The sequence below is a fragment of the Stenotrophomonas sp. 2YAF22 genome, assembly GCF_052114665.1.
Lineage (GTDB): Bacteria > Pseudomonadota > Gammaproteobacteria > Xanthomonadales > Xanthomonadaceae > Stenotrophomonas > Stenotrophomonas indicatrix.
Genome location: NZ_JBFRFE010000719.1, coordinates 1 through 1,954, shown reverse-complemented (window position 1 = coordinate 1,954; position 1,954 = coordinate 1). Strand labels below are relative to the sequence as shown.

Annotated in this window: 1 protein-coding gene; it reads right to left on the bottom strand. The window is 67.1% G+C overall.

The features are described from left to right. Positions 1 to 1,954, bottom strand: a 1,954-nt coding sequence (locus tag AB4Y84_RS20355; protein ID WP_442250784.1) for a TonB-dependent receptor family protein, incomplete at both ends; no start/stop codon positions are given.

Below are 1,954 nucleotides of genomic sequence, written 5' to 3'. Positions count from 1 at the left end.
GTCCTTGCCGGCATCGTTGTAACCGGGGGTGACGGTGGCGGCGTAATGGCGGTCACCGATGTTGCGCATCTCCGCCCACAGCTGCCAGCGGCCGCCCGGTGCGTCGTAACCGATGCGTGTACCGAAGATGACGTGGCTGTCGGCCCAGTAGCTGTTGGCGTAGTCCACCGCGATGCGCGAGGCGTACTCGGTGTTCAGTGCTGCATACAGGCCCGAGGCGTGGTCGAAGCGCAGCTCGGCCTGGTAGGCATGGCGCGGCAGACCGGGCAGGCGGTTGCTGCCGAAGCGCGTGTCATGGCGATAGCGGAAATCGCTGAAGGTGTACGCCTGGCGCAGCGACAGACGGCCCGGTGCAGCCTGCCACAAGGTGCTGTCCAGACCGGCCTCGATGCCACGGTGCACGGTGGGGCTGGCGTTGTTCTCAGCGATGAACAGGTTCGGCACCGGCTGTAGTTCCACGCTCAGCAGCTCGTGGTTCACGTGCGCGTAGTAGCCGGTCAGTTCCCAACGACCCAGCGCCGCTTCGCCGCGTGCGCCCAGTTCCAGCGTGGTGGCGGTCTGGTTCTGCATCGGCACCGGCGCGCGCTGGCGGCCGGTGGAAGGACCATTGCCTGCGCTGAAGTACTGGTTCGAGCCCCAGATCATCGACCACGGGTGCGGCGCTTCCACCGAACGGCTGAGGTTGCCGAACCACTGCGTCTGCGGCGTCTGTTGCCAGGTGAAGCCCAGCCGCGGCGCGTAATCCCAGTCGTGGTCGCGCAGGCGGCCGCCGCTGGTCGGCCAGGTGACCTGCACATCGCGGCGGGTGTTGATCAGTGCAAAACCAGTCTGTACGCGCAGGCGTTCATTCACGGCCAGGTTGTTGCCGATGTGCAGCGTGCTGTCGGTGCCGTGGTGGCGGAAGTCGCGCGTGCGGGTGCCGGCGGCATAACCGTTGTTGGCAAAGCGCAGCGACTCGCGCACATCGGCATCCAGGTCGTGGGTAACGCGCAGGCCGATGGTGGTTTCGCTGTCCAGGCCGAACAGCATGTGCCGGCGGTGGTAGTCCAGCGTGGCGTTGAGATTGGCGTAGTCCAGCTGCTGGCGGTACAGGCTCTCGTTCAAGTCCATCGGGTATTTGTGATAGACCAGCCCGGCCTGCAGCGAGGAATCCTCGTCGATCTGCAGGGTGGTGAGATTGCCCACCCAGGTGCTGCCCGGCTGCGGACGGCGCGCATCGATGGCCAGGTTGGCCGCGTTCGCCGCGCGCGGATCATTGCGGATCTGCTCGCGGGTCAGGCGCCCGGGTGTCTCGTGGTTGGTTTCGCGGTAGCGCACGAAGAAGCGGGTCTGCAGATCGGGGGTGATCTGCCAGCCGATGTTGGCCATCGCGCCCTTGCCATCGCCGGCCGCATGGCGCTGGTAGCCATCGAATTCGGTATCGGTATAGGCCAGGAAGTAATCGACATCGCCGCTGACGCCGCCCCAGCTGATCCCGCGCTTCTGGTAGCCGCGGCTGCCGGCTTCGTAGTGCAGCTGCACGCCAGCCGAGTCGCGACCGCTGCGGCTGATGTAGTCGATGGCTCCGCCCAGGGCCAGCGCGCCGCGTTCGAAGCCGTTGGCACCGCGCAGCACTTCCACGCGCGACAGCCACAACGGTTCCAGCAGTTCGTAAGGTGTGCCGCCCGGGCCAGTCAGTGGAAGGCCGTCGATCGACACCGCGATGCCGGAAGCATGTGCACCCGGGCCGCGGTTGATGCCCGACCCGCGGATCGACACCTTGGTGCCTTCGTTGCCCGGCGACTGTGCGCTGATACCGGGCTGATAAGCCAACACGTCGGCGCTGCTGGACAGGCGGCTATCCGCCTTGGCCACGTCGATCACGTTGCTGGCGCCCGGCACGCGCTTCAGCGCCTCGCGCGCCTGCGCGCTGGCATCGGCGGCAGTGACCCGCACCGCGTCCAGCGTGGTGGCC